General features: G+C 27.7%; 23 protein-coding genes, 1 pseudogene, 1 riboswitch and 1 other annotated feature (1 of these 26 only partly in view). Of the genes and pseudogenes, 21 read left to right on the top strand and 3 right to left on the bottom strand.

Going from position 1 to position 26,778, the window contains the following annotated elements:
• Positions 1-86: a sequence feature (ribosomal protein L20 leader region), on the top strand (it extends 54 nt beyond the left edge of the window).
• 26 nt (positions 87-112) lie between these two features.
• The 14 genes from infC (at position 113) to I2E98_RS13390 (ending at position 13,218) form a co-directional block, all read left to right on the top strand.
• Complete coding sequence (gene infC, locus I2E98_RS13455; RefSeq protein ID WP_195469409.1) at positions 113-634, top strand: translation initiation factor IF-3; 522 nt, start codon at positions 113-115, stop codon at positions 632-634.
• A gap of 20 nt (positions 635-654) precedes the next feature.
• Positions 655-852 carry a 50S ribosomal protein L35 gene (gene rpmI, locus I2E98_RS13450; RefSeq protein WP_005211352.1) on the top strand — a complete coding sequence of 66 codons (198 nt, stop codon included), beginning with the start codon at positions 655-657 and terminating at the stop codon, positions 850-852.
• Between the two features lie 26 nt (positions 853-878).
• The gene (gene rplT / locus I2E98_RS13445; protein WP_005211350.1) at positions 879-1,238 is read left to right on the top strand and encodes a 50S ribosomal protein L20; all 360 of its coding nucleotides are present in this window, start codon (positions 879-881) and stop codon (positions 1,236-1,238) included.
• A gap of 117 nt (positions 1,239-1,355) precedes the next feature.
• Complete coding sequence (locus tag I2E98_RS13440) at positions 1,356-2,036, top strand: PHP domain-containing protein (protein ID WP_195469419.1); 681 nt, start codon at positions 1,356-1,358, stop codon at positions 2,034-2,036.
• Positions 2,037-2,345: 309 nt separating this feature from the next.
• Positions 2,346-4,424 (top strand): nitrate reductase, encoded by a 2,079-nt coding sequence (locus I2E98_RS13435; RefSeq protein WP_195469408.1) that lies wholly within the window; start codon positions 2,346-2,348, stop codon positions 4,422-4,424.
• A gap of 9 nt (positions 4,425-4,433) precedes the next feature.
• On the top strand, positions 4,434-4,847 hold the full coding sequence (locus I2E98_RS13430) for a 4Fe-4S dicluster domain-containing protein (RefSeq protein ID WP_195469407.1): 414 nt from the start codon (positions 4,434-4,436) through the stop codon (positions 4,845-4,847).
• Positions 4,847-6,070 (top strand): FAD-dependent oxidoreductase, encoded by a 1,224-nt coding sequence (locus tag I2E98_RS13425; protein ID WP_195469406.1) that lies wholly within the window; start codon positions 4,847-4,849, stop codon positions 6,068-6,070. Before I2E98_RS13430 ends, I2E98_RS13425 begins: the two co-directional genes overlap by 1 nt.
• A 226-nt stretch (positions 6,071-6,296) precedes the next feature.
• Positions 6,297-7,169, top strand: coding sequence for a cation diffusion facilitator family transporter (locus I2E98_RS13420; RefSeq protein ID WP_195469405.1), 873 nt, complete (start codon positions 6,297-6,299; stop codon positions 7,167-7,169).
• Between the two features lie 432 nt (positions 7,170-7,601).
• Complete coding sequence (locus I2E98_RS13415; protein WP_195469404.1) at positions 7,602-8,129, top strand: signal peptidase I; 528 nt, start codon at positions 7,602-7,604, stop codon at positions 8,127-8,129.
• Between the two features lie 71 nt (positions 8,130-8,200).
• Positions 8,201-9,007, top strand: coding sequence for a hypothetical protein (locus I2E98_RS13410; protein WP_195469403.1), 807 nt, complete (start codon positions 8,201-8,203; stop codon positions 9,005-9,007).
• A gap of 106 nt (positions 9,008-9,113) precedes the next feature.
• Complete coding sequence (locus tag I2E98_RS13405) at positions 9,114-9,767, top strand: hypothetical protein (protein ID WP_195469402.1); 654 nt, start codon at positions 9,114-9,116, stop codon at positions 9,765-9,767.
• Positions 9,768-9,914 carry a hypothetical protein gene (locus I2E98_RS13400; protein WP_166484746.1) on the top strand — a complete coding sequence of 49 codons (147 nt, stop codon included), beginning with the start codon at positions 9,768-9,770 and terminating at the stop codon, positions 9,912-9,914. It begins immediately after the preceding gene.
• A gap of 32 nt (positions 9,915-9,946) precedes the next feature.
• Positions 9,947-12,397 carry a carboxypeptidase regulatory-like domain-containing protein gene (locus tag I2E98_RS13395; RefSeq protein WP_195469401.1) on the top strand — a complete coding sequence of 817 codons (2,451 nt, stop codon included), beginning with the start codon at positions 9,947-9,949 and terminating at the stop codon, positions 12,395-12,397.
• 128 nt (positions 12,398-12,525) lie between these two features.
• Positions 12,526-13,218: a pseudouridine synthase gene (locus I2E98_RS13390; protein WP_195469400.1), complete on the top strand. Its 693-nt coding sequence runs from the start codon at positions 12,526-12,528 to the stop codon at positions 13,216-13,218.
• A 75-nt stretch (positions 13,219-13,293) separates the two neighbouring features.
• Here I2E98_RS13390 and I2E98_RS13385 read toward each other — a convergent pair whose 3' ends face one another.
• Positions 13,294-15,471 (bottom strand): sulfatase-like hydrolase/transferase, encoded by a 2,178-nt coding sequence (locus I2E98_RS13385; protein ID WP_243251152.1) that lies wholly within the window; start codon positions 15,469-15,471, stop codon positions 13,294-13,296.
• A gap of 354 nt (positions 15,472-15,825) precedes the next feature.
• Between I2E98_RS13385 and I2E98_RS13380 the strand changes: the two genes are divergently transcribed.
• From I2E98_RS13380 to I2E98_RS13370, 3 genes are read left to right on the top strand one after another with little or no spacing between them, the layout of a single operon-like run.
• Positions 15,826-16,566 (top strand): hypothetical protein, encoded by a 741-nt coding sequence (locus I2E98_RS13380; RefSeq protein WP_195469399.1) that lies wholly within the window; start codon positions 15,826-15,828, stop codon positions 16,564-16,566.
• Between the two features lie 31 nt (positions 16,567-16,597).
• A complete protein-coding gene (locus tag I2E98_RS16355) occupies positions 16,598-18,292 on the top strand; it encodes a VWA domain-containing protein (protein ID WP_195469398.1) in 1,695 nt (564 codons plus the stop codon).
• A gap of 20 nt (positions 18,293-18,312) precedes the next feature.
• Positions 18,313-19,443, top strand: a complete 1,131-nt coding sequence (locus I2E98_RS13370) for a toxic anion resistance protein (protein WP_195469397.1) — start codon at positions 18,313-18,315, stop codon at positions 19,441-19,443.
• Positions 19,444-19,873: 430 nt separating this feature from the next.
• Here I2E98_RS13370 and I2E98_RS13365 read toward each other — a convergent pair whose 3' ends face one another.
• Positions 19,874-20,164 carry a hypothetical protein gene (locus tag I2E98_RS13365; RefSeq protein WP_195469396.1) on the bottom strand — a complete coding sequence of 97 codons (291 nt, stop codon included), beginning with the start codon at positions 20,162-20,164 and terminating at the stop codon, positions 19,874-19,876.
• Positions 20,165-20,347: 183 nt separating this feature from the next.
• Between I2E98_RS13365 and I2E98_RS13360 the strand changes: the two are divergent.
• Positions 20,348-20,467: pseudogene (locus I2E98_RS13360) on the top strand (DNA-binding response regulator); the annotation flags it as partial.
• An 85-nt stretch (positions 20,468-20,552) separates the two neighbouring features.
• The gene (locus I2E98_RS13355) at positions 20,553-21,275 is read left to right on the top strand and encodes a glycerophosphodiester phosphodiesterase (protein WP_195469394.1); all 723 of its coding nucleotides are present in this window, start codon (positions 20,553-20,555) and stop codon (positions 21,273-21,275) included.
• 108 nt (positions 21,276-21,383) lie between these two features.
• On the opposite strand, the gene I2E98_RS13350 is transcribed toward I2E98_RS13355, so the two are convergent.
• Positions 21,384-22,898, bottom strand: a complete 1,515-nt coding sequence (locus I2E98_RS13350; protein ID WP_195469393.1) for a bifunctional UDP-sugar hydrolase/5'-nucleotidase — start codon at positions 22,896-22,898, stop codon at positions 21,384-21,386.
• 94 nt (positions 22,899-22,992) lie between these two features.
• Between I2E98_RS13350 and I2E98_RS13345 the strand changes: the two genes are divergently transcribed.
• On the top strand, positions 22,993-24,330 hold the full coding sequence (locus I2E98_RS13345) for an immunoglobulin-like domain-containing protein (RefSeq protein WP_195469392.1): 1,338 nt from the start codon (positions 22,993-22,995) through the stop codon (positions 24,328-24,330).
• 137 nt (positions 24,331-24,467) lie between these two features.
• Positions 24,468-26,102: an aspartate 4-decarboxylase gene (gene aspD, locus I2E98_RS13340; RefSeq protein WP_195469418.1), complete on the top strand. Its 1,635-nt coding sequence runs from the start codon at positions 24,468-24,470 to the stop codon at positions 26,100-26,102.
• A 155-nt stretch (positions 26,103-26,257) separates the two neighbouring features.
• A riboswitch (cobalamin riboswitch) is annotated at positions 26,258-26,452 on the top strand.
• Positions 26,453-26,778 lie beyond the last annotated feature (326 nt).

The following is a 26,778-nucleotide window of genomic DNA, read 5'->3' as shown; positions in this document are numbered from 1 at the left end:
TGAGTTTATTGGATTTTTATCTAGAAGAGTGTCTAGATTTTCTAAATAATACGAGGGCGGCAATTATGCTGTCCTTTTATTTATATATTTTTCTTGATAGATTTTATCGGAGGTGAATGTTATCAGTAAAAACTTTACTTGTAATGAAAGTATTAGAGAAAAAGAAATTAGAGTAATTGATACAGATGGTACTCAATTAGGTGTAATTTCTACGAAGGAAGCTTTACAAATGGCTGAGGAGAAGGACTTAGATTTAGTAATGATATCTCCAACAGCAGTGCCACCAGTATGTAAAATAATGGATTTAGGCAAATACATTTACGAGCAATCTAAAAAGGAAAAAGAAGCTAAGAAAAAGCAAAAGGTAACTGTCATTAAAGAAATCAGATGTAGTTTAACTATTGAAGAAAATGACATAGCTATCAAAGCTAAGAATGCTAGAAAGTTCTTATTAGACGGGGATAAAGTTAAAGTCACTGTTAGATTCAAAGGTAGAGAAGCAACATTAGGTCACCTAGGATTAAAAATCTTAGAAAACTTTGTTTCTAAACTTGAAGATGTTTGTGTTGTTGAAAAAGCAGCAAAACAAGAAGGAAGAAACATGACTATGGTATTAGCCCCTAAAAAAGCATAACCAGAGAGGAGAATATTATCATGCCAAAAATGAAAACGCACAGAGGTGCAGCTAAAAGATTTAAAAAGACTGGTACTGGAAAGTTAAAAAGAGCAAAAGCTTTCAAGAGCCATATCTTAACAAAGAAGAGCGCTAAGAGAAAGAGAAACTTAAGAAAAGCTGCTTACGTTTCAACTACTCAAGAAAAAGCAATGAAGAAATTATTACCATACCTATAATATAGAGGACTTAGGAGGAATACAAAATGGCAAGAGTTAAGAGAGCGGTAAATGCTCGTAAGAATCATAAAAAAGTTTTAAAGCTTGCAAAAGGTTACTACGGTGGGAAGAGCAGATTATTCAGAACTGCTAACGAATCTGTAATCAGAGCTTTAAGAAACGCATACGTTGGAAGAAGATTAAAGAAGAGAGATTTCAGAAGATTATGGATAGCAAGAATTAACGCTGCTACAAGAATGAACGGTCTTTCATACTCAAAATTCATGAACGGAATCAAATTAGCTGGAATCGACATGAACAGAAAGATGTTATCTGAAATAGCTATCAACGATCCAAAGGCATTTGCAAACTTAGTAGAAACTGCAAAAGCTCAATTAAACAAATAATTTTGTTTACATAAAGCAATCCAAAAGGGTTGCTTTTTTTGTATTTAATATTAAATCAATAATTTGTTATTAGAATATAATATATATGAGATAAATATTAGGATGAAAAGAAATAGTATGTATACAAAAGGTGATTTTCATATACACTCAACTTATTCAGATGGAAGCTTAACACCAAGTCAAATAATTAACTTAGCAAAAGAAAAAAGGGTAGATATACTATCTATAACTGATCATAATAATACAGATGGGATAGATGAAGCCATTATAGAGGGAAGAAAAAATAATATTGCTGTAATACCAGGAGTAGAATTATCAACTAGATATAATGACTGTAGAGTACATGTATTGGGATATTTTAAAGATGATAGTTATAAAAATGATCTACTCAAAGAAGTACTTTTAAAGGTTAAACAAGGAAAAATTAGGAATATAAGAAGAATATTTGAAGACAAAATTGATTTTTGTGGGTTTAAGAATAAACTTTGCGTTCAGACTGGAGTCGATATATTAAGGTTTTTTGGAGCTACAGTAGTTCTTGCACATCCAGTACTTCTATGTAAAAAAGATTTTGATAATATTATTAATATAAACTTCGATGGAATTGAAGCAAAATATTTTAAAAATACGGAAAATGATACAAGGTATTTTATAGATATTGCAAATAGAAAAAATATAATTTATACTGCTGGATCAGATTTTCATAATTGTATTGAATGTTATCGCATACATGGAATGATTGGTGATGTATATTTAAATGGAGAAGAAATAGAAAAATTTTTAAGGGTATTAATTTAGAGCCTATATCTAAATAATCTTTAATAAGATTGTTTAGATATAGGCTATTTTTATGTATATATGAGATTATGAATTTATTTAGAGTTATAAGTAAATGATAATAGATGAATATAAAAGAATAATTTTACAGAAAATATTTTTATGACAAAGAAAGGTGGAATTAGTGAATATGTAAATTAGGATGGATTACATTATATAAGAAAGTAAAATGATATTTATATATAAGTTAAATTACATAAAGAGTTAATGATTAATAAAATTGTAAGAGATTTAGGAAAATTAAAATTAGTTAGATAAGGAGTGATTTCATTGAAGGTTATAAGATCTACTTGTAATTATTGTTCTATAGCATGTAATTTAGATTTTCATGTTGAAGACAATGGTTTTATTAAGAGAGTAGTACCTACTCTTGATTATCCTGTTAATAAGGGATTTTGTTGTGTAAAGGGATTAAATTTAGATAAGCAAAATACTGAACATGAAAATCCAGTATTACCACTTGTAAGGGATAAAAATGGAGAATTAAAGCAAATTCAATGGCAAGAGGCATTTGATCTATTTGCTAAGAGGGTAACTGAAATACAAGAGAAATATGGTAAAGAAAGTTTTGCATTTTTAAGTACAGGTCAATTAGCTACAGAAGAAATGGCATTAGCAGGACATATAGGAAGAACTTTTTTAGGTGGAAATGGAGATGGAAATACAAGACTTTGTATGGCTACATCAGTAGTTTCTTATAAGCAAAGCTTTGGATTTGATGCTCCACCATACACTTTTAATGATTTAGAACATTCAGATGTAATTATATTTATTGGATGTAATCCTGTAGTCGCACATCCAATTCTTTGGGGAAAGACTAAGAATAATAAAGATTGTATAAAGATTGCTATAGATCCAAGAAGAACAGAAACAGTAACTAATTGTGATATGTGGATAGATATAAAACCAAAATCAGATTTAACACTTCTATATACATTAGCAAATGTTCTTATTGAAAAGGGCTGGATTGATAATAATTATATTGAGAAGTATACAGAGGATTTTGAAGGCTTTAAAGAACATGTAAAAAAATATACTCTAGAAGATGTTGAAGAAAAAACAGGTATATCCAAGGTTAGAGTCTTAGAGCTAGCTGAAATAATACATAATGGAAAAAAAGTATCATTGTGGTGGACTATGGGGATAAATCAAAGCTATCAAGCTGTAAGAACAGCACAAGCAATTATAAATATAGCTTTAATGACAGGAAACATAGGAAGAGTTGGAACAGGACCTAATTCTATAACTGGTCAATGTAATGCTATGGGTTCTAGACTTTTCAGTAATACTACAGGGCTTTATGGTGGAGGAGAGTATGATAATGAGGCAAGAAGAAAAGTCGTAGCAGAGGCTTTAGATATAGATCCTGAGATGCTACCTAAGAAACCTACCTTACCATACAATGTTATAATAGAAAAAATAAATTCAGGTGAGATAAAAGCTTTATGGGTAGTAGCAACTAACCCTATAGTTTCTTGGATAAATAATTTAGAGTTTAAAAAAGCAGCTGAAAAATTAGAGTTTTTAGTTGTAGAAGATATTTATTCTGATACTGAAACTGCTAGATATTGTGATTTATTATTACCTTCAGCTAATGGCTTAAAGAAAGAAGGTGTATTAATAAATACAGAAAGAAGGCTATCAAAACTTAATCCAGTATTAGAAAAGAAGGAAAATGAATTAACGGATTATGATATTATGTTAGGCATAGGTAAAGCTTTAGGAATGGGTAAATTATTAGATAAATGGAAAACACCAAGAGATGCATTTGAAACATTAAAAGCATGTACTAAAGGAATGCCTTGTGATATTACAGGTGTAGATTATGATATGTTAAAAGATTCTAGAGGAGTACAATGGCCATTTAGAGCTGGTGAAGAATTAAAGGAAGATGAAAGAAGGCTATTTGAAGATAATAAGTACTATACACCAAGTGGTAAGGCTAAATTTATATATGAAGATGTAGTACCAGTTCCTTATGAACAATCAGAGGAATATCCATATTTATTTAATACTGGAAGAGGTACTGTTGGTCAATGGCATACACAAACAAGAACTAGAGAGATACCTGATGTTTTTTCTATAGTTCCTCATGAAGGGTATGTAAATATAAATACTGATTTAGCTGATGAATTAGGAATCAAGGATAATGAAACAATTAAAATAACATCACCCAATGGTGTAAGTAATAATTTTCTTGTTAAACTAAGTAGAACTGTTAAAAAAGATCAAATTTATGCTCCAATGCATTATATAGAAGCAAATTCACTATTACCATCTATATTTGATACATATTCAAAGGAACCTAACTTTAAATATGTACCAGTAAAAATAGAAAAAATAGATTAGGAGATAGCTATGAAGAGAATAAAAATAGATAGAAAAAAATGTATTGGTTGTTTAACATGTACTACTGCATGTAAGGTATCTCATGGATCAAGAGATACAAGAGGAAGGATAGTTATAAATAGCGAGGGAAGATATGCACCAATTTATTGTAGGCATTGTACTAGACCAGAATGTGTTTATGCATGTCCAACTGGAGCTATGAGAAAAGATGATGAAAGTAAATACGTCATTTATGATAAAAGTAGATGTGCAACTTGTTTCATGTGTATAATGGCATGCCCTTATGGAGTTTTAAAGATGGATTATCAAACTAATAGAGAAGTAATAAAATGTGATATGTGTATATCAACAGAACAAAATTTTCCTCAATGTGTAGATAAATGTCCAATGAATGCATTAACTTTAGAGGAGGTAGATGAATAATGGCATATGTTATAGTAGGAGCATCTGCATCTGGAATTAATGCAGCTAAAACGCTACGTGAAAATGATAAAAATATAGAGATAATATTAGTATCAAAAGATGAATATGTTTATTCAAGATGTATACTTCATCATTTTTTAGATGGAAGAAGAGAAATTGAAGCTTTAGACTTTACTCCAAAGAACTTTTTTGAAATGTACAATATAAAGTGGATAAAAGGAGTAGAAGTAATAGGAATAGATGTTAAAGAGAAAAAACTAAAATTATCAAATAATGAGGATTTAAGCTATGATAAGGTTCTGTTGGCAGCAGGATCATCATCATTTTTACCACCAATAGAAAACTTAAGAACTGCTAATAATGTAATAGGACTTAGAAACTTAGATGATGCTATTAAAATTAAGGAAGAGGCTAAAAAGGTTAAAAATGTTGCTATTTTAGGTGCAGGATTAGTTGGTGTAGATGCTTTAGCAGGGCTTTTAGATTATGATGTAAATATAACATTAATTGAAATGGGAGATAGAATATTACCACTTCAACTAGACAATTATGCAGCAGAAGTGTACCAAGAAAGATTAAAAGAAGAAGGAGTAAACTTTAAGTTCGGAGTAAGAGCAGAAAAGGTTGTAGTAGATGAGAATAATAATCCGGTTTCAATAAAATTAAATACTGGAGAAGAAGTACCTTGTGAATTAATAATTGCATGTACAGGTGTTAGAGCAAATATAGGATTTTTAAATGATAGTGACATAGAGTGTGATAAATTTGGGCTTATAATTAATTCAAAAGGTGAGACTAATGTGAAGGATGTTTATGGAGCAGGAGATATAACAGGAAGAAATCCAATATGGCCAACTGCTGTTAAGGAAGGGATTATTGCAGCAAATAATATGCTAGGCAAGGAAATATATATGAATGACTTTTTTGGAAGTAAAAATACTATGAATTTCTGTGGAGTAGCTACAATGTCTCTAGGATTAGTAAATAAACCAGATGATAGTTATAAGGAAGAGACGCAAGTAAAAGGAAAAGACTATAAAAAGATAATATATAAAGATGGAATAATATATGGTGCTATAGTTCAAGGCGATTTATCCTATGTTGGAGTATTGACACAACTTATAAAAGAGAATATCGATATAAGAAAAGTTAAAAAGCCACTATTTAATATAGATTATTCTGATTTCTTTAATGAAAAAGAAAATCTAGAGTTTGTATATTAAAAAATAGAACTAAAAAGATATTATAATTTAGAAGAAATAAGTAGATATTTATATGGGTTAGCTTATATAAGATAAATAGGCAAAGTTCGGAAATAATCTACTTATTTTTTTCTTTTTATTAATTAAAATCATTATCAAATGAGATTGATGAAAATAATTTTAAGTAAGTACATATATTAATGATTAACATATAATAAAATTATCAAATGATAATAGGAGGCATATTGTGGGAAACAGGTATGATGAATCTAATAAAATAACAGTAATATCAATTTTACTTAATATAGGATTGACCATACTAAAAATATTAGCAGGTATTTTGGGAAATTCTACGGCTATAATTGCTGATGGATTACATTCGGCTTCAGATATAATAACTTCAATTGGAATTCTTATAGGAAATAAAATTTCAAGAAAGCCAAGGGATGATGAACATCAATATGGTCATGAAAAGGCTGAGAGTTTAGTTTCATTTATTTTAGCTGCTGTACTTATAGGTATTGCTTTAAAAATAGGATATGATGGGTTTAAAGATTTAATTAATATAAATAATATAGTAGTACCTAATGCGCTACCATTAGTTGTAGCTTTAATATCAATAGCAGTTAAAGAATATCAATATCAAATTACAATTAGAGTAGCTAAGAAAATTAATTCATCATCATTGAAAGCTGATGCATGGCATCATAGATCAGATGCATTTTCATCTATAGCAGCATTTATCGGAATTGGCGGTGCAATGCTTGGTTTTAAAATATTAGATCCAATAGCATCAATTATAGTTGCAATAGTTGTCATAAAGGTAGGGATAGAAATATTAAAATCAGCTTGTGATGAGTTAATGGATAGTTCAATAAGTAAAGAAGATATTAGAGAAATTAAATCCTTAATAGATAACAATAAAAAGATATATGGAATAAAAGACTTTAAGTCAAGAAAGTATGGATCTATTGCATATATTGATATGAGTATTTTTATTGATAAAAGTAAAACATTAGAAGAGGCGCATGATATTGCAGATAATTTAGAGCATAGTATAATTTCTAATCTAAATTATATTAAGGAGATAAATATTCATACAGAACCATATAAAGGTTAAAATAGTTATAAGTAAGGTTAATATGATTTTGAAGTCGGATTTTATCCGGCTTTTTTAATTTTATTTAAATATAGTGAAGTTTTGCAATACAAAATATTACAAAAAATATATATATTTAAAAATATATAAAAACTTTCTTATAATTATTTTAGAAAAATTATAAGATAAACTAAAGTTACATATGTTTAATAATGAATTAAGTAAAATAAAAAATAAGTTTGTAAAAAAATGATTATTTCAGAAGCAATAATTTGTTATATCATGAAGAAATAATACGAACGAAATAGTTTGACTATGAAATAGAAGGAAAATATAATAAAAATAGGGAAGCGAGAATATCTAAAAAATTACAAAATAAATTTAATTAATACAAATATATTTAAATAGTTCAATAGAGTATTAAAACAATAAGGAAAGTTTAGAGGGCCAATGATGAAAGTTAAAAAGATTTTTAAAAAAGTATGTAGTTTTTTATGTTTATTGTTTTTTGCAATATTAGCTATAGGACTGATTGGTAACGTATCCAGTAAGTTTGATAGTGTTTATAATTTAATAAAATTTAAAAGTTATGTAATTGTATCTAATAGTATGCAACCAACAATAGATCCAGGTGATGTTATTTTTATTAAAAAAACTAATATTAATAATTTAGAGGTTGGAGATGTAATAACTTTTCAAAAAGAAGGGTTTATAGCGACTCATAGAATTATTGAAATTCAAGAAGATAAAATAATAACTCAAGGTGATAATAATAATTTAAAGGATGATCCTTTAGATAAGAGTAGTATTATTGGACAGTATATGTTTAGAGTGCCTAAGGTTGGTTATTTTTATTCTTTCGTAGGTTCACCAATTGGAATCATAGTATTATCTACAATTATTGCAATTATTATAATTTATGAGTTTTGTTTTGTAGATAATAAGAAGGAAGAAAAAGAGAAGTATAAAAAAGTTAGTTAAACCAGTTTGTTCAATAGGACAAACTATTAAATAAAAATATAAAATACACACAGAAAAGGGAGAGATTATTAATGAACAAAAAAAGAATAGGGGCTTTATTAATTGGAGCAACATTATTAGTAGGAGCATTAGGATCATTTGCTTACTTTACATCTAAGACTTCAATAGGTGGAAGAGGAGATGACGGGTTATTACAAAAATTAAAAATTCAAAATGGTCAAGTAGTAATAACTGCAGAAGTTGCGAATATGGGACAAGAACTGTCAGATTGGACATATGATGTTGCAAAATTAAGTACAAATGAAGATGATAATGATGTAGTTGCATTTGAAAACAGACACAGATCTCCTGATATAAATGCAGAAACTAAAGAAGAAACAGAAGATAAAATAATGAGAGCTACAATTGGTTCAGCATTACCAACTGATATTAAATTTACAAGACCAGGAGATGCTATAGTTCTTGGAACAGCAAAATCAGGAAGCACAGATGTTGATGGATTACAAATTACTAATGAAAGTAATTTAACAATTAGAGTAAGATTAAAAGTTAAAGATTCAAAAAAGGCAGAAGCACAATTAGATGCTATGAATAAAGCAGGATGGGTATTATATATTAACGGTACTGAAGTTTCATTTGAAAATTTAGAAAATGGAATAGATTTAGGAATTGTAGGTGCAAATGATTCAATTACGCCTGTGGATATAAGATTTGAGTTACCAATAATTGCTGGAAATACTTATCAAAACGATATTGCAGCAGGAGGAGATACAGGAGCATTAAATCTAAATGATTTAATTGAAATTCAAGCTACTCAAGAAAATAATCATAATTGGGAACAAATAGACCAAGATAATTATGTTCCTTCAGATAATTAATATATATTAATTAGAAATTTGCTAATAAGAATTTAAAATATAAATTTATAATATAGAACTATAAGTTTTCTTATGGTTCTATATTTATATAAGGAATGAAGAGCTTATGTGTAAAAAAACAGCCAAGTTTATTACTTGCTTTTTCATAGTTTTTTTGCTGTTTTTTACAGTTAATAGCTATGATGTAAAGGCAGATAAAAAATATAATGAAATATATAGTTTAGAGAAAGATGGATATTGGAGACCTACTGATGATATAGCACATGATTTTTATATTGAAAATATATGGGGAGAACAGTGCTATTTAGAAGGAATAGGATTTCAAAGGATATCTATAAAAGATGTATCTACTGATAAAACATATAATGAAGATGATGCTATTTCTTCTGGAATAATTGATGATAAATATTATGTAACAATTAATCAAGGAGAAAAATTATTATATTCAGGTAAAATGTCAGAGTTAATGAATCAAGAATATATAACTTTAGATGAACCTATATTTTTAGAGTTAGATACAAAAATAAAGTTTTCAATGCAAATATATTTTGATGCATTGGCAGGAAATGAGTATCAAAATAAAAAGTATGAATATGTGTTATATCCCAAAGCATTTAAGATTGAAGAAGAATTCAAACCGGAAATTAATATACCTCAAACAGGTTCAATTATAAGTAGTAATTTAATAATTGTAATAAGTGGATTATTAATAGTATTTGGATTAATAATATTAAAGCCATTGAAAAGAGGGGGAAAATAAATGAAGAATAAAAAAATAATTTTAATAATTTCAATTTTACTAATATCCATGTTTATTGGAGTATGTTCTTCAGCCTCTTTAGCTTATTTTAATAATAAAGAAAGCAAATCAATTAATAGTTTAAAAATTAATTATAATAACAATTAACTACTTTTAAGATGAAATAATGAGGTGATAAAATGAGAAAAAAGATTTACTTAACATTACTTTCTATATTTATTATAGTAATTACAGCATCTTCAAGTTATGCTTATTTTAATGGTAAGGTAAGTATAAAGGGTTCAAATGGGGATAATATAAATGTATTGAATATACAAAATGGAAATGAAAAAATCACTATAGATACTAGCAAGAGTAAGTGGGAATATAAAGGGCAAGAAGTTAATGAAAATGGAATAACAAATCCAACTACTGGTGATATAGCCGCTTATAAGGGGGTTAAAGTTTCAAATGAATCTAATCTTACATCAAACGTTGAACTAAAATTTACATTTAACTCACTTAAGGAAGGTGGGAGTACTGAAGATGAGGATGCAGTTCCACCAGAAGATAATGATAAAGAGGATACAAGAGAGCCAGCAGAAAGCTTTGAAGTTTGGGTTGGAGATATAGATAATTTAGGAGTTAATGGTGGATATGGACAAGATTCTGTAGATAAAGATAAAGATTATGTTTTATCTGGAAAGCTTCCAGATACCAATGGATTAGATATTTTTCCAGAATCAGTAGAAGGAAGGGAAGAGAGAAATGATCCTAACAAATATGATGGTACAGATTCTAATGGAAATTTAACTAATGATGCACCGGGAACTGATAGAAGAATGGTTACTAGTGGTTTTTATAATTTTTACAAGTCACTACTAGAACAAACTGAAAATAGTAAAAAAGAGCCGTATATAAAGGTATACTTTGAAAGTAGTAGGCAACCTAATATTCACTATTGGAATGACTTCGGATTAACAACAACATGGCCGGGACCTCTAATGAATGCTGAAGGTGATAATTTATACAGTTATATAATAGAGAATGAAGCGACAATAAAGCTAAAATTTAATTTTAATAAAAATGATGAAACGGAAAAATTCAGTCTTACAGAAGGTGAATGGTTATATAAAGATGAAAAATGGTATAGGTTAAGCAGTGTAAAAGATGATATTAAGTTGTATAGTTTTCGAAAAACAAATAACTATATTACTGATACTTATCCCCTTAAGAGAGAACTATTAGCATATAATGCTGCTGATTTTTATAGTCTTACATTTAACAATTATTACTTAAATAACAATTATTATTCATCAACTAACAGTATATTTAAAAGTGATTTGATAGGTCCTATTAAAGAAGATAATGGTGAAATATTTTTTGATGGATATACTGATCGTGCAATAAGAAGAAAATTAGAAGATGGTGTAACAGATAATACATCAGATTATATTCAAAATGGTGCTAATTGGGCTGAGTTACAGCCTGTAGAGCCAATAACATTTATGTATCAAGATAAGATAGGAACAAGTAATGGTTCGTCCAAAAAAGTAACTAGCGCTACTATTCAAATAATGCTAAATGATATTCAACCAGAGCCATCACAGTCTAAATGGACAGAAAGGTGGAATAATGGAGATTCGAGCATTAGAGATCATGAAGGAAGTAATGGTATTAAAAATATAGATTGGCAAATATCTTATTCTGCAAAATCTAATGTTAATTATCAAGTTACTTTAAAGGTTAAAGATAAAGATATGACTCCTATAAGAGTAGAAGAATGGGAAAAAATAATTAATAATTTAGATCAGCATGGACCTAGAGCAAATCTAGTTACTCTTGAAGTTCCACAAAGACTATTATACTTGATTGAAGAGGGAGAAGAAAGTGGATTAGAACTATTGATTGATGATCCAAGAGACGGTTCTACAATTAATTCTTTAACAGGAAAGCCAGATGTTGCAGGAGGGGATAGTTACTGTATAGATTTTGCAAGATTATTAGTTAATGATACTATATCAGATAAGGCAACAATAGAGGGTGTTGTTAAAGATGTAGTTACTAAGGAAGTAATTGAAGGTGTTAAAATAAATAATGGAAATAATGAAAATATAGCAACAGATTCTGAAGGGAGATTTACAATATCTGTTATACCAGGACAAGTAGTATTAAATTTTTCACATTCAAGCTATATAGATAGAGATTATACTATTTACAATATAGAAAATGGGGGTAATACAACTATAGAAATATATATGACTCCGAAAGATAGTGATATAACTATAGTTCCTAAATTAAAGTTTGAAGGGACATTAACTATTAGCAAATATAAAAAACATGAACATACAAGTTTATGTAATGATAATTGTAATGAAAAGGGTATATTGGTTAAGATTGATGGAGAAGATTATAAAGAATATCAGTTTAATTTAGGAGAGGCTGGGACTCAAGATAAGAAAAATGAAGTATTCACAGAATTAAAAATAGAGCCTGGGCATTATTATATTTTAGATTATAAACTAAAATTATTTAATGGTGAGGATATTGATAAATTTAGTAGTGATTTTAATTTAATCTTTAGTAGCGATATAGAAGCAAAGATAACACAAGAAAATAATTCTGGATGGGAAGAAAATGGAACACAATAACAAAGAAAAAGCTGTACAAAATGTGCAGCTTTTTTATTGTAATTCGCAAGGTGTTAGAAGTATAATAGTTATTATTTTAGAGTGTGTTTATAATAATAATTTTAATAACGGAAGGACAAAGTTTTTATATGAGAATAAACAAATATTTTAGTAATTTAGGAATTTGTTCTAGAAGAGAAACTAATAGATTAATTGAAGAAAAAAGAGTTGTTGTAAATGGTGTTTTATGCGAGCCAGGACAATGGGTTGAAGAATATGATGACATATTGTTAGATGGAGAAAGAGTACAAGCAAGAGAAAAGATATACATAGCTTTAAATAAGCCAGTAGGTATAACTTGTACAGCAGCAGAGAATGTTAAAAATAATATAATAGATTATATGAATTATGGCCAATATATATTTCCTGTTGGAAGATTAGATAAGGAATCACAGGGACTAATAATAATGACAAATGATGGAGTGCTGTCAAATAAAATATTAGAAGCAGATAATTTACATGAAAAAGAGTATATAGTAACTGTTGATAAAATAATTGATGATGATTTTATTAATAAAATGGCAAATGGAGTAGATATAGGAGATACTATAACAAGGAAATGTAAGGTTTGTAAAATAAGTGATAATACTTTTAATATAGTCTTAACTCAAGGTCTTAACAAGCAAATAAGAAGAATGACTAAAGCCTTTGGATATACTGTAATAAGGTTAGAACGAATTAGAATAATGAATATAAAAATAGATGATATACCTTATGGAGAATGGAGAAAGCTTACTTTTGAAGAGTTAGAAAAATTAAAAGAATTAGCATTATATAATTAAAAAAGTAGATAGGAATTTTGTATCCTATCTACTTTTGTATAGCTATCAGCTTAATTATTAACTTTTATTATTAACTTATTCTTCAATTACAGATGGATAAATAAATTCATTTGTAGATCCTAGTTTTCCACCACCAGTAGTACGTTGAGTAACTACTATTGAAGAGTTAGGCTCTATATTGCTATTATTAATCATTAGTGTATTAGAGTCGATAAATACAGTCTTAGTATATTTACCATTTATATAAATTTTACTGAATTCATTAAAGTTTTCACCTTTTACAATAAGATTTTTCTTAACGTTTGATTCATCTATTTCTTCATCTATTTCAGTAACTTCCGAAGCAGAATCTTCCTCTAGGTTTTCAGTAGACCCTAAAGCTTCAGTTCCTTCAGTTGTGGCAACTTCCTCATTTATAGTATTATCTTCTGGTATAGCAATTTCTTCATAAACATCTGTTATAGAAATATCATAAGTTCCCATTTTTAGGTCAGTTGCTATAAATGGATTAGTACCGCCATAGATGTACTTTTCACCATATAACATATCATATTGTAATAATTTTAAATCAGCTAAATAGTCATTTGTATTTTTAAATTGATTATGGAATTTTGTTAAAACACCATTATCTATATTTAAATTGTTTAATACAGATGATGTTAATTGATATGCAGTTAAATCTTGATCAACTTTAGGCATATCAAAATTGCTCCAAACAACATATTCAGTTTGGAAAATAGAGTTATTAACTAAATCTTCATCTTTAAAACCTAATGTTGGTAAGTGATCTCCGAATAAGACCAAAACAGTATCTTCATCAATATTAGAAAGTGCCTCTACTAACTCTCCAACAAATTGGTCAACTTCATATAATTGATTTATATAATATGTGAAAGCATTAGTAGTTTCTTCATCAGGTAATCCACTAACTTCAATTGTAGGATTCTCTAGTATTTGTTCTTTTGGATAGTCACCATGAGCTTGTACAGAAATAGTATATACAAAATCTGAACTATCAGTAGAGTTTAAACACTTAAGTATTTCATCTGTAAGATAAAAGTCTTTTGCCCAATCCTTTGGAGTATATTCTTCAACATTCATATATTCTAAAGATGTGAATGTATCAAATCCTAATTGTGAAAATACAAAGTTTCTACCATAGAAAGTCCCTTTGTTATTATGAATAGCATGAGTTGAATAACCTAACTCTTTTAAATCATAACTTACACTTTCAGCAGTACTTTCTTGAAGAATAGTCTTATATGGATATTCTCCAGGACCAAAGAACTGTAAGCTCATACCACTTAGTACTTCGAATTCTGTATTTGCAGTACCAGCACCAACAGATGGAACTGTTAAATATCCAGAAGAATAGTTTTCCATAAGTCTTCTAAAATTAGGTACTGGGTCTTGAGAAAATTGTAAATACTTAACTAATGTTGGATCAAAGAATGACTCTAATTGAACCATTACTATATTTGGTTTATCTGAGTCTGATTCTTGATTTAACCCACCTTCTGCACTAGCTAGTAAAATATTATTACTGCCAATCTCAGTGCTTGCATTATTTGATGTAATTAAATCAGAAATGGAAGCAATTTTTTCCTCAGAATAATCTTTTGGTTTATCAATACCTGTATTTAATAATGTATTAGAGAAGCAATAAGGGAATCCATAGTCTTCATAAGCAAATGCAATATTACCAAAGTAGGAAGCAATTACATTTAAACCTAAAGCAACCTTTGTTGAAAGGAAAAGAAAAGCCCATACAGATGTAACAATTAATATATTTTTCTTATAATTAAGTTTTCCTTTATATTTAGGTCCTTTAAAGAATAATAATATAATTCCAAGAACTACAAGAATTAAAAGACCTGCTATAATATTAGTAACAGTTGGAGATAAATATTTAGATATTATACCAAGCCCTAAATCAGCAAGTGTTAAATCAGTAGCTGTAAAAGGGGTTACCCTATTACTTAGTATTATTCCATTAGTTATACCGAAACCTATCCATATAGTAGTTATTAAAGTGAAGAAAAATGTTCTTCTTTTAAATAATAATACAATAGATAGTGTAGCTAATATAATTAATGAATTATATAAAAATACTAGTGGAGATCCAAATATATACCCAAAAGTATTACCTAGACTTCTTCTACTACAAAGTTCAATAATAAAGTTAATAATTAATGGAGCAAATAAAAATTTCAAAAATGAGCGCGTTGACTGCTCCTTAAAAGAAAGTTTCATAAAAAATCCTCCTATGATTGATTATTTCTGTATTAAATATTTGTTAAATAAAAGTTAAACTACTATTAAATCATAGATTATTATACAACTATTAGATTAATATTCCAAGAAAATGAAAGCGATAACATGAAATAATTTTAAAAAAATAATAAATGTAACAAAAAATTAATAATTCGTAAACATAAGTATATTATGGTTAAGTGATGATAAAGTAGTATATAGTTCTATATTAGATTTGAATGGAAACTTTAAATTAATATAGAACTATTTTTATTTAAAAATAAATAATAATGAATAAAAGAGAATATATTTTAATATAAAAAATTAAATGAAAAAAAAAAGAGGTGTTGCAATTTGAAAGTAAAAAAAATAATTTCATTGTTAGAATTAAATATTATAATTGTAATACTTAATATTATTATTTTTTCACCAGGATTAATAGGAGTTAATATAGATTTTATTAATATTTTTCAAACATCCATAGGAATAACAATAATTATAATGAGCGTTATTATTTTTATTATGGGAAATTACAAAATATTAATAGAAGAAAAGGATGATGTTAATATTTTTAAGCTAGATAATTATGAGGATTATATAGAAGCACTTAAAGATAATAGTAGTAAGAGAATTTTTTCTAAGTATATAGATAGTTTATTAGATCAAATAGAACGAATTAATAAAAAACAAGAAAAGATAGATGATATATTGCTTCAAAAATTTAATACGAGTGAAATAAGCTATACAAAATTTAAAAAGACAATATCTGAAGTAGTTGATGTATTTTATTTAAATATAAAGAGTGTTATTAATAAAATAAATATCTTTGATCAAGAAGAATATGAAAAGGTAAAAAAAGATATTAAAAGGGGAAAGATTAGTGGAAATATAGCTGAAGAAAAAAATGATATGTATGAGGAATATATAACTTTTGTAAAAGATTCAGTAGAGGATAATGAAGAGATATTGTTGAAACTAGATAAGGTTCTTTTAGAATTATCAAAATTTAATAGTTTAGATGATGGGGAATTAGAAAATATGAATGCAATAAAGGATGTTGATGAATTAATAAGTAAAATTAATCTTTATAAGTAAACTAAGATATATAAGTAGGGGGTATGAATGAGTGAGTGGAAAGAAAAGTGGAAAGTTCTTAGGAATTTTAATAGTTATAGCTATTATAGTTTTTGGAGTAATTTATGGTGGAATCACATTAACAAAAAATTGGGGAAAAAGCAAGGACACTATATCAGAGGAAAATGCAGTGGATAAATTAAATAAAATTTGCAAGAATATTGATGTTAATGAAATAGAGCCAAGAAAAGCACCTATAGATTTAGGAGTTGAAGATGTAAAAGATACTATTCCTGATATTGATAAATACCCAGCACAAGTCGAAAATACAACTGATACCTATATTGAAATATTTTCTACTGGAGAAAAAACTGGCACTGGAAAAGATGGCTGGCTATTAGATGTAGCCAATGATTTTAATGATGCAGGAATACAAGTGAATGGTAAAACCGCTTCAGTTAAAATAAGACAAGTAGCTTCTGGCTTGGGGATGGATTATATAGTTTCTGAAAAGTATTTGCCAGATGCTTATAACCCTTCAAATGAGTTATGGGGTGAAATGATAAAAGCTAATGGTAAAACACTTGAATTGTGTGATGAAAAAATGGTTGGAAATGTAGCTGGAATTCTTGTGTCTAAGGAAAAATATGATGAGTTAGTAAATAAATATGGATCAATTAATTTGAAAAATATTATAGAGTCTGTTGCTAATGAAGAAATTGCCATGGGGTATACAAATCCATTTGCAAGTGCAACAGGATTAAATTTTTTAGTATCTACATTAAGTACATTTGATTCAAGTGATCCGTTAAGTGAAAAGGCAATTAATGGATTTAATGAATTTCAAACTAATATACCTTTAGTAGCATATACTACTCTTCAATTAAGAAATTCTGCTGAATCAGGTATTTTAGATGGGTTTATTATGGAGTATCAAACATATATAAATTCACCAGAATTAAAAGCTGATTATGTATTTACTCCATTTGGTTATAGACATGATAGTCCATTATATTCAGTTGGAAATTTATCAGATGAAAAGAAAGAAATATTAAATAAGTTTATTGAATTTTATAAGGATAAAAAATATCAAGATTTGGCCACAGAATATGGATTTAATAATTTAGATGAATATAAATGCGAAATTGGAGATTTAGATGGAGATACAATAATACAAGCTCAAAAGCTATGGAAGGAAAATAAGAATGGTAATAAGCCTATAGCAGCGGTTTTTGTGGCAGATGTATCTGGAAGTATGGAAGGTGAACCGTTAAATGAACTGAAAAAATCATTATTAAATGGATCACAATATATAGGTGAAGAAAATTCTATAGGATTAGTTACTTATTCAAATGATGTTAATATTAATCTTCCAATTGGAAAATTCGATTTAAATCAAAGGTCATTATTTACAGGTGCTGTACAAGATATGGATGCTAGTGGAGGAACAGCAACTTTTGATGGAATTGCTGTAGCAGTTAAAATGCTTTTAGAAGAAAAAGAAAAGAATCCAGATGCTAAATTAATGCTTTTTGTATTAAGTGACGGTGAAACTAATATTGGACATTCTCTAGATGATATAAAAGATATATTAGAAGCAGTTGAAATACCTGTTCATACTATTGGATATAATGCAAATATTAAAGCTTTAGAAAATATTTCTGCTATTAATGAAGCAACAAGTATTAATGCAGATTCTGACGATGTTATTTATAAATTAGGCAGTTTATTTAATGCAGAGATGTAAAAGTATAGGGGGAGTAGAAGATGGGATTTTCAATGAATGTATGTGATACTGAAGAAATTAAAAAGGAAGTTGTTGAAGCTGTAAAGCCAGTACAGGAAGAAGTTAAACAGTTGAAATCATTAACTGATAATAATGTAGAAGCAGTAATGAATCTAGATATGGATTCATTAGAAGATAGAAAATCGATTTTAAAATCTATTGATGAATTTGGATTAGATACTATACAAAGATCATCTCAAAAAAATGCCTTATTAGAAGTAAGTATAAAAAACTTATCTAAAATGGGTGATGAAGGTGGAGAGGTTGCAGTTGGGTTAACTGAACTACAACGAGCAATGAAAGATCTTGATCCAAGTATGATAGACTTTACTAAAAAAGGGTTCTTTGGAAGAGTGTCAAACCCAATAAGGTCTTATTTTGATAAGTATCAAAAAGCTGATAATGTTATTAACGATATTATGGAGTCATTAGAAAGAGGTAAAGCAACTTTAAAAAATGATAATACTACTTTAGAAATAGAAGAAATATCTATGAGAGATTTAACTAAGAAGCTAGCTAAGGAAATTGAAATGGGAATAATGATGGATGAAGAGATTTCAGCTGCCTTAGATAAAGCTAAGGCTAATAATGATGATCCGGACAGAATTAGTTTTGTTTCAGAGGAAATATTATTTCCTTTAAGGCAAAGAGTTATGGATATGCAACAAATGATAGTTGTTAATCAGCAGGGAATAATAGCAATTGAAGTTATAAGAAGAAATAATAAGGAGTTAATAAGAGGTGTTGATAGAGCTAAAAATGTAACTATATCAGCATTAAGAACTGCAACTATAGTAGCAAGTGCTCTTTATAATCAAAAGATAGTTTTGAAAAAAATAGATTTATTAAATAAAACTACTAATGATTTAATAAGCGGAACATCAAAAATGCTTAAGGAACAAGGAGCAGAAATTCAAAAGCAATCTATTGAAGCCAACATTTCTATTGATACTTTAAAAATAGCCTTTTCTGATACTTTAGAAGCATTAAATGCAATTAGTACTTATAAGCAGGAAGCATTGCCAAAATTGAAGGAAACTATAATTCAATTTAAGGAATTGGCTGATTTAGGGGAAAAGCAAATATCTAAGCTAGAAAATAGAGAAGAGTAAGAAAGTTGCAAGTGATAAGTGTTAAGTTAAGATGTCTTTGTTACTAAACTTATCACTTGTACTATTTTTTACTAAAGAATTTTACTTGAAAAATAAATCTAAACCCTCCTATCATTGACTTTTTTAATTAAAAAGTCTGCGATATTGTTAGCCGCATTGGAGTTGATATTTTTCTTTTGAGCTTTAATAATAGTATTACATAATAAATCATCTATTATGTCCACAAACTACTGTAAATTCAACATTATTTAAGGTATTAGACAATTTTAAAGTAGTTTCTAGAATATTTCCGGCACCCATACTTCCTCCCATAATCAAAATATGCTTCTTATTAGGATTAAGTTTTAATTCTTGTTTAAAGTTAGATTTTGTATAGTGTGATTTAAATTTAGCCTGAACGGGTAATCCAAAAGAGAAAAGTTTGTTTCTATTATGTTATATATTTTTTTGAGTAAAGAGTATTTAAAATATAAATTATAGATTTAATTTTAGGATTGCTAATTTTCTCACCAGCTTTATAAATTAAACCAAAAAATTTTGGATTCTTTTTAACTGTGTTAACATAAATATTTTCTATTTTTTTAGAGGTAGACTTGCCAGCAAAGGTTAATGTATCTATTTCTATAGGATTAATATTAATTTTCTTTAAAGCATCACTAATAGCTTTGCCGGCAGAAACATAACCAGCACCTGTATTTGTATATAAAATAATAGCTTTCATAAAAACACCGTCCTTTAATAGGTAAACTTTAAAGTTAATAATCAGAGTTTCTTTATCTGTTAAAAAATTATTATAAAACATATTTTACTATAAAATGGAAAATGCAAAAGAGATAATAAATATACGGTTGTATTTATGAAAATTATGGATATAATTAAAACAAAGGAAGAAGGGGTAATTAAAATGAATAATAAAATTTTTATTATAGAAGATGAAGAAAAAATAAGAATAGAATTAAGTGAATTGCTAAATAGATATGGATATGAAACTAGATATTCAAATGATTTTGAGAATATCGTTGAAATTGTATTAGAATCAAATTCACTATACATTAATTAAAAATAAAGAAAAAATTGTATCAAGATAAGTATTTTTGAGGTGAAATTGTATGATAAATTTTGCACATAGGGGAGCAAGTAAGTATTATCCGGAAAACACTATATTAGCGATAAAAGAAGGAATTAAAACTAAAGCAACTGGCTTAGAAATTGATGTTCATAAGAGCAAGGATAATAAACTAGTAGTTATACATGATGAGGATATTGAGAGAACTTTTATAGGAAAAGGCTTAGTTAAAGATTATACTTTACAAGAGCTTAAATCCTTTAAGTGTAGAAATAAGAATTTTGAAGATAATTTAGAGTGTAGAATTCCAACTTTAGAAGAAGTTTTAGAATTAGTTAAGGAATCAAATATAATATTAAATATAGAACTTAAAACTGATGAGATACATTATGATGGTATAGAAAGAGATGTAATAGATTTAGTTAATAAGTATAATTTAAAAAATAGAATTATATTATCTAGCTTTAATCATGAATCTATAAGAATTTGTAGAGAAATTGATAGTAAAATTAAAACAGGATTATTATATAGTAAACCTATAGAGGATGTAGTTAATTATGCTAAATCTTTTGGGGCAAATGCAATTCATCCAGATATTAGACTAGTATCAGAAGGGCTTATTAGAGAAGCTAAAAAAAATAATATAGAGGTAAATATATATACTGTAAATAGCCCAATTTTAATGAGAAGATTAATTGCAGCAGAAGTAAGTGGAGTATTTACAGATTATCCAGATTTGTTAAGTGAAATAATAAATAACGGATAAATAAAAAATAGGACCAAGTTAGACTATGGAAATTTAGTCTGCTTGGTTCTATTGTTAATTAAATAGAGAGGGAGATGAAAGTTTAGAGCAAGGAATTTTACTACTTATTTAATAAATAGTGTTAATATATTTTGTCTTATCAACTTTAATATTTTTATGCTTTATAAAATAGTCAATAATAACTTCAGGCATTTCTACTAATATTTCTCTTAAACGTGGACATTCTTTATACACATCATATCCACCAACGCCCGTTGATCTATAATTATTCATAACAAGAGATAGTTTATCATTATCATCTAATTCTTTACCTTTAAATTTTATAGATACAACTCTATCACCAACAGGTCTATTCAAATCAAAAGTATAATCTATATTTGCAAAATAGTCATAATTATAATGTTGTATTTTGGGTTTTAAGAATGCATCAGATATTGATATATTTCCATTAACATTACTAAAATAACTAGCACATCTTTCTAATACTGTTTTTAATTGAACTTTATTAATTTCAATAATTACTAATGTATTTGGAAACATATAAGTAGATACAACATCTCTTACAGTAACATTTTTATCAAATCCCTTTATTTCATTAGAGAAACAAGTACATGATATATCAGCACCACTCTCATCAAGCTGCACAGCATTTATAAAGTTAGCTAAAGCAGAACCATTTAGAGCCATGTCTAGATGAGAAGATGGGTATAAATCTTCATCTAAAAATCCTATAGGAGTATCTAACCATTGTTGAACGTCATTTTCTAAAGGTAAATATTTATTATATATTTGATTTTTAGGATTTAACTTAACTTTTTCAAGAGATGAAGTAATAGTCTTACTACCATCATCTTTTAAATTTAATTCTAATTGTACATAACTAGTTGCCCTTTGAGGTGTTTGAACAACATGGGTACCGTTAATTACTGTACCTGCTAATGGCATATGTTGATGGCCAGTAAGTAAAATGTCAAAGTCAAATTCCATACATAACTTATAAGCTATATTTTCACTTGTAAACATAAGTTGTTTATGTGAGTTTAAATCATATTCAAATCCTCCATGATAAACTCCTATTACAATATCAGAAGCAGCTTTTACTTCATCAAAATAATATTTTACAGCTTCAAATGTATCAGTAATATTTATATTAGTTATATTTTCAGCTCTTTCCCAGTGATTTATAAAGTCAGTTGTTATTCCTATAACTCCGACTTTTAATCCATTTTCTAAAGTTTTTATAGAATAAGGTAAAATAGGTAGTTCTCCAGTCTTATCAACAACATTTGCACATAAGCATTTAGCATCTAATGTACGAAGATACTTTCTTAAATATAATAATCCATAATTAAAATCATGATTTCCTAGAGTTATAAAGTCATATCCAGCAGCATTCATAATATCTGCAATAGGATGGATATTGAATTTTTGACCACTTAAGTAGTAAGTAAGTGGTGAACCTTGAATAGTGTCTCCAGCATCTATAATTAGTGTATTACCATCTTTTTTGAAATCATTAATCATATTTATTAAGCCAATATTTTTAGGATCCTTATCTATATAATTTGTAGGATATAGGTATCCATGCATATCAGATGTAAAATAAATTTTTAAGTTTTTCATATATACCTCTCTCAATTTTTTTAATAATAATTTATATTATTTTTAGCTATAAATAATTAGATTATAACATAGCTTTAAGCCATATGAAATTTATATGAATAGGTTAGTAGCAGAGTGTAAGGTAGCGAATAGTATGAACTGTACTATTTTTAATATAATAGGGAGGGTATATGAAGCGGAAAATATTAGCTATATTTTTAAGTATAGCTCTAATAGTAATGCTATTAATCTGGGAAATTCGGGGTGGAATACATTAAAATCTTTAAACTTAAGTGATGATTCTTGGGATGGAATAGAATCACTATCAAAATTGCCAAAGTTAAACAAATTAAAGATAAATGGCTGTACATTTACAGTTATTGAACCAGAGACAACAATTTCAAAAGAATTATTAAGTAAGATGAAAATAATAAAAGATACAAGTGATAATGAACAAGAATCTAATAAAATTCTTGAGATTCAATTAGATGATTTTACAATTTCAGAAAATAATAAAAGTTTTACTATACCAAGTATAAAGGAAGTTAAATCATTAGAAAAATTAAATGATATAGATAAACCAAATGCATTAACTAGTGAGATAGTATCAGATTATGAATGTTCTATTAATGGTTATGAAGTTTCATTTATTAATGATAAATTTGAAGTAAATGAATTTCCCGTTGAAATAAAGTTAAGTAGTAATAGGGTTAAAGCAATTATAAAGATAAATATATTAGTAGATGAAAAATTATTAAATGATGAAAATATTGAAGAACCTACAGAAAAAGGAGAGGAAATAGAAATTCCAGTGGAAAATGGAGATAACTCTAATGAGAGGGATGAAAATAAAAATACAGCTCCAATAATAAAAGCAAGTGATAAAGCTATAAACATTGGTGATAAGTTTAATCAATTAGAAGGTGTAACAGCAAGTGATGAAGAGGATGGGGATATAACTAATAGAGTTATGGTGATAGTCAATGATGTTGATGCTAGTGTAGAAGGAAATTACCATGTAATTTATGAGGTTGTTGATAGTGCTGGAAATAAAGTAAACAAGGCAATGATGGTTTGTGTTAAAGAAGAAGAAGTTTTAAAAAAAGAAAATAAGCCACCAGTAATTAATGCAGAAGATTTAACAATAGAAAAAGGCATGTACTTTGATCCATTAGAGGATATAACAGCATTAGATGAGGAAGACGGTAATTTAACTCATAAAATTGTAGTAAAAGAAAATGAAGTAAATGTTAGTAAGGCAGGATCTTATAAAGTTACTTATGAGGTAACTGATAGTATGTATGAAACAACTACTAAGAGTATTAATGTTACAGTTGAGAGTAACGGAAATATAATAAACTATGAACTTTTTGCAAAAATAGGAGGAGTATTATTAATAATACTTATAATAGGTTCATTAGTTTCAATAGTTATAAGAAATAAAAAGAAATAGGATATTTTAAGGGAGAGATTTGTTCTTAGATGAAAATCTCTCTTTTTAGCTATAAGAATATTTTAAATATATAAAGAGCAAAATAGCAATAATAGAAAAATATTGCGAATAAATTTTTAGTTAAAGGGGTGCTTAGTATTAGTACTATTAGAGAAATAAAAAGAAAAAAATTAATAGAGGAAGTTAAGAGTTTAAGCCCTTTTGAGTTGAAAGATAGGCTAATTGAGCTTGCATTAAAATCAGAGAGAAAAGGTACTAATGTATTGTTAAATGCAGGAAGGGGAAATCCTAATTGGACAGCAGCAACTCCAAGGCAAGCATTTTTTACATTAGGGCTATTTGCAGTAGAGGAAACACAACGAACTTGGTGTGATGGAGACTTAGCAGGAATGCCTCATAATACTGGAATTTATAATAGATTTAAGCTTTATTATGATAAGCATAAAGATGCACCTGGAATAGAATTGCTTAATAACATAATAGAGTATGGAATAGATGTACATAATTTTAATAAGGATAATTGGGTCTTTGAGCTTGTAGATGGAATCATAGGAGATAATTATCCATTACCAGATAGAATGCTTACACATATTGAAATAGTAGTAAAAGATTATTTAATTAAGGAAATGGGAGGAGATTCTAATAGTGATAATCATCAGATTTTTGCAGTAGAAGGGGGAACTGCTGCAATGTGCTATATATTTGATTCACTAGAGGCTAATAGACTACTATGTCCAGGGGATAAGATAGCATTATTAGTACCTATATTTACACCATATTTAGATATTCCTGAGTTACCAAGATATAATTTTGAAGTTGTAAATATATATGCATCAGAATTTAATGAAGAGGGTAGACATACATGGCAATACCCTAAGAAAGAGTTAGATAAGTTAGCTGATCAAAACATAAAGTTAGCTTGTATTGTTAATCCAAGTAATCCACCTTCAGTGGCAATAAATGAAGAGTCTATGGAATATATAAAAAAGGTAGTAGAAGAAAAGAATCCTAATTTAATGATTGTTACAGATGATGTTTATGGAACATTTTGTGATAAATTTAAATCTTTAATGGTTACTATGCCCTACAATACAATTGGTGTATATTCCTACTCTAAATATTTTGGAGTAACAGGATGGAGATTAGGAATTATAGCCTTAGCACAAGACAATGTTTTTGATAAGTTAATAGCTGAATTAAATGAGTATGATAAGGACATAGTTGATGAAAGATATTCAACTATGAGTACAGAGCCGGAGAAGATTCCTTTTATTGATAGATTAGTTGCCGATAGTAGGCAAGTAGCATTAAATCATACAGCAGGTTTATCTACTCCACAACAGGTGCAAATGGCTCTTTTTTCAATATTTGCATTGTTAGATAAAGAAAATAGATATAAAGAGCAAACTAAAAATATTTGTAAAAGGCGTAAAGAGTTATTAGATGAAAATTTAATTGGATTACCAATGAAACAGGATATATATAGTACAAATTATTATAATAAATATGATTTATTAGTTTGGGCTAAATTTAAATATGGAGAAGAATTTGTTGAATATTTAAAGAGAGAGCGTAGTGCAATTGAGTTTTTATTTGAATTGGCAGAAAAGTATGGAATAGTTCTGTTAAATGGAGATGGATTCAAGGGACCAACTTGGTCAATTAGAGTATCTTTAGCAAATTTAACTGATGATCAATATATAACAATAGGAAAAGGTATAAATGAACTGTTTAATGAATATGCAAAAGAGTGGAAAGAGTTTAAATGGTAATATAAATATCAATTGTTTTATTTTATATAGTATTTTAGTGTAAAGAGTATGTAAAAATAAAAAATTCTTGATTAATATTATAATTTAGTATTTAATTAAAATAATTTAGTATTTAATTAAAATAATTTAGTATTTAATTAAATAGATATAAAAAGAGAATAGTTGAAGATTTAGGTTTTTAAAACGTAGTTTTAGAATTAAAAGGGAAAGTGGTTAAATGCCACTGCAGCCCCCGCTACTGTAATAATAGACAAATCTCAAATTAATCCACTGGTTGTTATAAAACTGGGAAGGAATGAGATGAGGATGAAGTTTAAGCCAGGAGACCTGCCTAGATTTTAATCTATACTTCGGTGGGAAGGTAATGATGATATAATAGAGATTATTGAAAATGTTGTTCGTCATGTGGAGCCAAAAAATTAAAGATGTAAACTCCAGGAATTGGGTAATTTATGTTAAGAATTTATATTCTAAAACTTAATTATAATATACCTTCCTGTAGATTATATAATCAATTTCTCGTCATCACGGCATTCAAGCTACAACGAACAATTTATAGTTTTTATTTTTGTTATCTTAAGCACCCGATGAAGGGTGCTTTTTTTAATGTATAGGAAAGTATAAAAATTTCAATGGCTGAAAGTTAGATAAAATCTAGCTTTCAGCCATTTTTTGT

The organism is Clostridium sp. D43t1_170807_H7 (genome assembly GCF_015555905.1).
In the GTDB taxonomy this organism is placed as follows: Bacteria; Bacillota; Clostridia; order Clostridiales; family Clostridiaceae; genus Clostridium.
This window is presented reverse-complemented; position numbering and strand designations above follow the sequence as displayed.

Excerpts from the sequence above, each read along its gene's own strand:
- I2E98_RS13430 (WP_195469407.1), top strand. The coding sequence starts at position 4,434 with ATGAAGAGAATAAAAATAGATAGAAAAAAATGTATTGGTTGTTTAACA.
- I2E98_RS13440 (WP_195469419.1), top strand. The coding sequence starts at position 1,356 with ATGTATACAAAAGGTGATTTTCATATACACTCAACTTATTCAGATGGA.
- I2E98_RS13350 (WP_195469393.1), bottom strand. The coding sequence starts at position 22,898 with ATGAAAAACTTAAAAATTTATTTTACATCTGATATGCATGGATACCTA.
- I2E98_RS13415 (WP_195469404.1), top strand. The coding sequence starts at position 7,602 with ATGAAAGTTAAAAAGATTTTTAAAAAAGTATGTAGTTTTTTATGTTTA.
- I2E98_RS13410 (WP_195469403.1), top strand. The coding sequence starts at position 8,201 with ATGAACAAAAAAAGAATAGGGGCTTTATTAATTGGAGCAACATTATTA.
- I2E98_RS13425 (WP_195469406.1), top strand. The coding sequence starts at position 4,847 with ATGGCATATGTTATAGTAGGAGCATCTGCATCTGGAATTAATGCAGCT.
- I2E98_RS13365 (WP_195469396.1), bottom strand. The coding sequence starts at position 20,164 with ATGAAAGCTATTATTTTATATACAAATACAGGTGCTGGTTATGTTTCT.
- I2E98_RS13385 (WP_243251152.1), bottom strand. The coding sequence starts at position 15,471 with ATGAAACTTTCTTTTAAGGAGCAGTCAACGCGCTCATTTTTGAAATTT.
- I2E98_RS13405 (WP_195469402.1), top strand. The coding sequence starts at position 9,114 with ATGTGTAAAAAAACAGCCAAGTTTATTACTTGCTTTTTCATAGTTTTT.
- I2E98_RS13390 (WP_195469400.1), top strand. The coding sequence starts at position 12,526 with ATGAGAATAAACAAATATTTTAGTAATTTAGGAATTTGTTCTAGAAGA.
- rpmI (WP_005211352.1), top strand. The coding sequence starts at position 655 with ATGCCAAAAATGAAAACGCACAGAGGTGCAGCTAAAAGATTTAAAAAG.
- I2E98_RS13370 (WP_195469397.1), top strand. The coding sequence starts at position 18,313 with ATGGGATTTTCAATGAATGTATGTGATACTGAAGAAATTAAAAAGGAA.
- I2E98_RS13355 (WP_195469394.1), top strand. The coding sequence starts at position 20,553 with ATGATAAATTTTGCACATAGGGGAGCAAGTAAGTATTATCCGGAAAAC.
- I2E98_RS13395 (WP_195469401.1), top strand. The coding sequence starts at position 9,947 with ATGAGAAAAAAGATTTACTTAACATTACTTTCTATATTTATTATAGTA.
- I2E98_RS13345 (WP_195469392.1), top strand. The coding sequence starts at position 22,993 with ATGAATAGGTTAGTAGCAGAGTGTAAGGTAGCGAATAGTATGAACTGT.
- I2E98_RS13400 (WP_166484746.1), top strand. The coding sequence starts at position 9,768 with ATGAAGAATAAAAAAATAATTTTAATAATTTCAATTTTACTAATATCC.
- rplT (WP_005211350.1), top strand. The coding sequence starts at position 879 with ATGGCAAGAGTTAAGAGAGCGGTAAATGCTCGTAAGAATCATAAAAAA.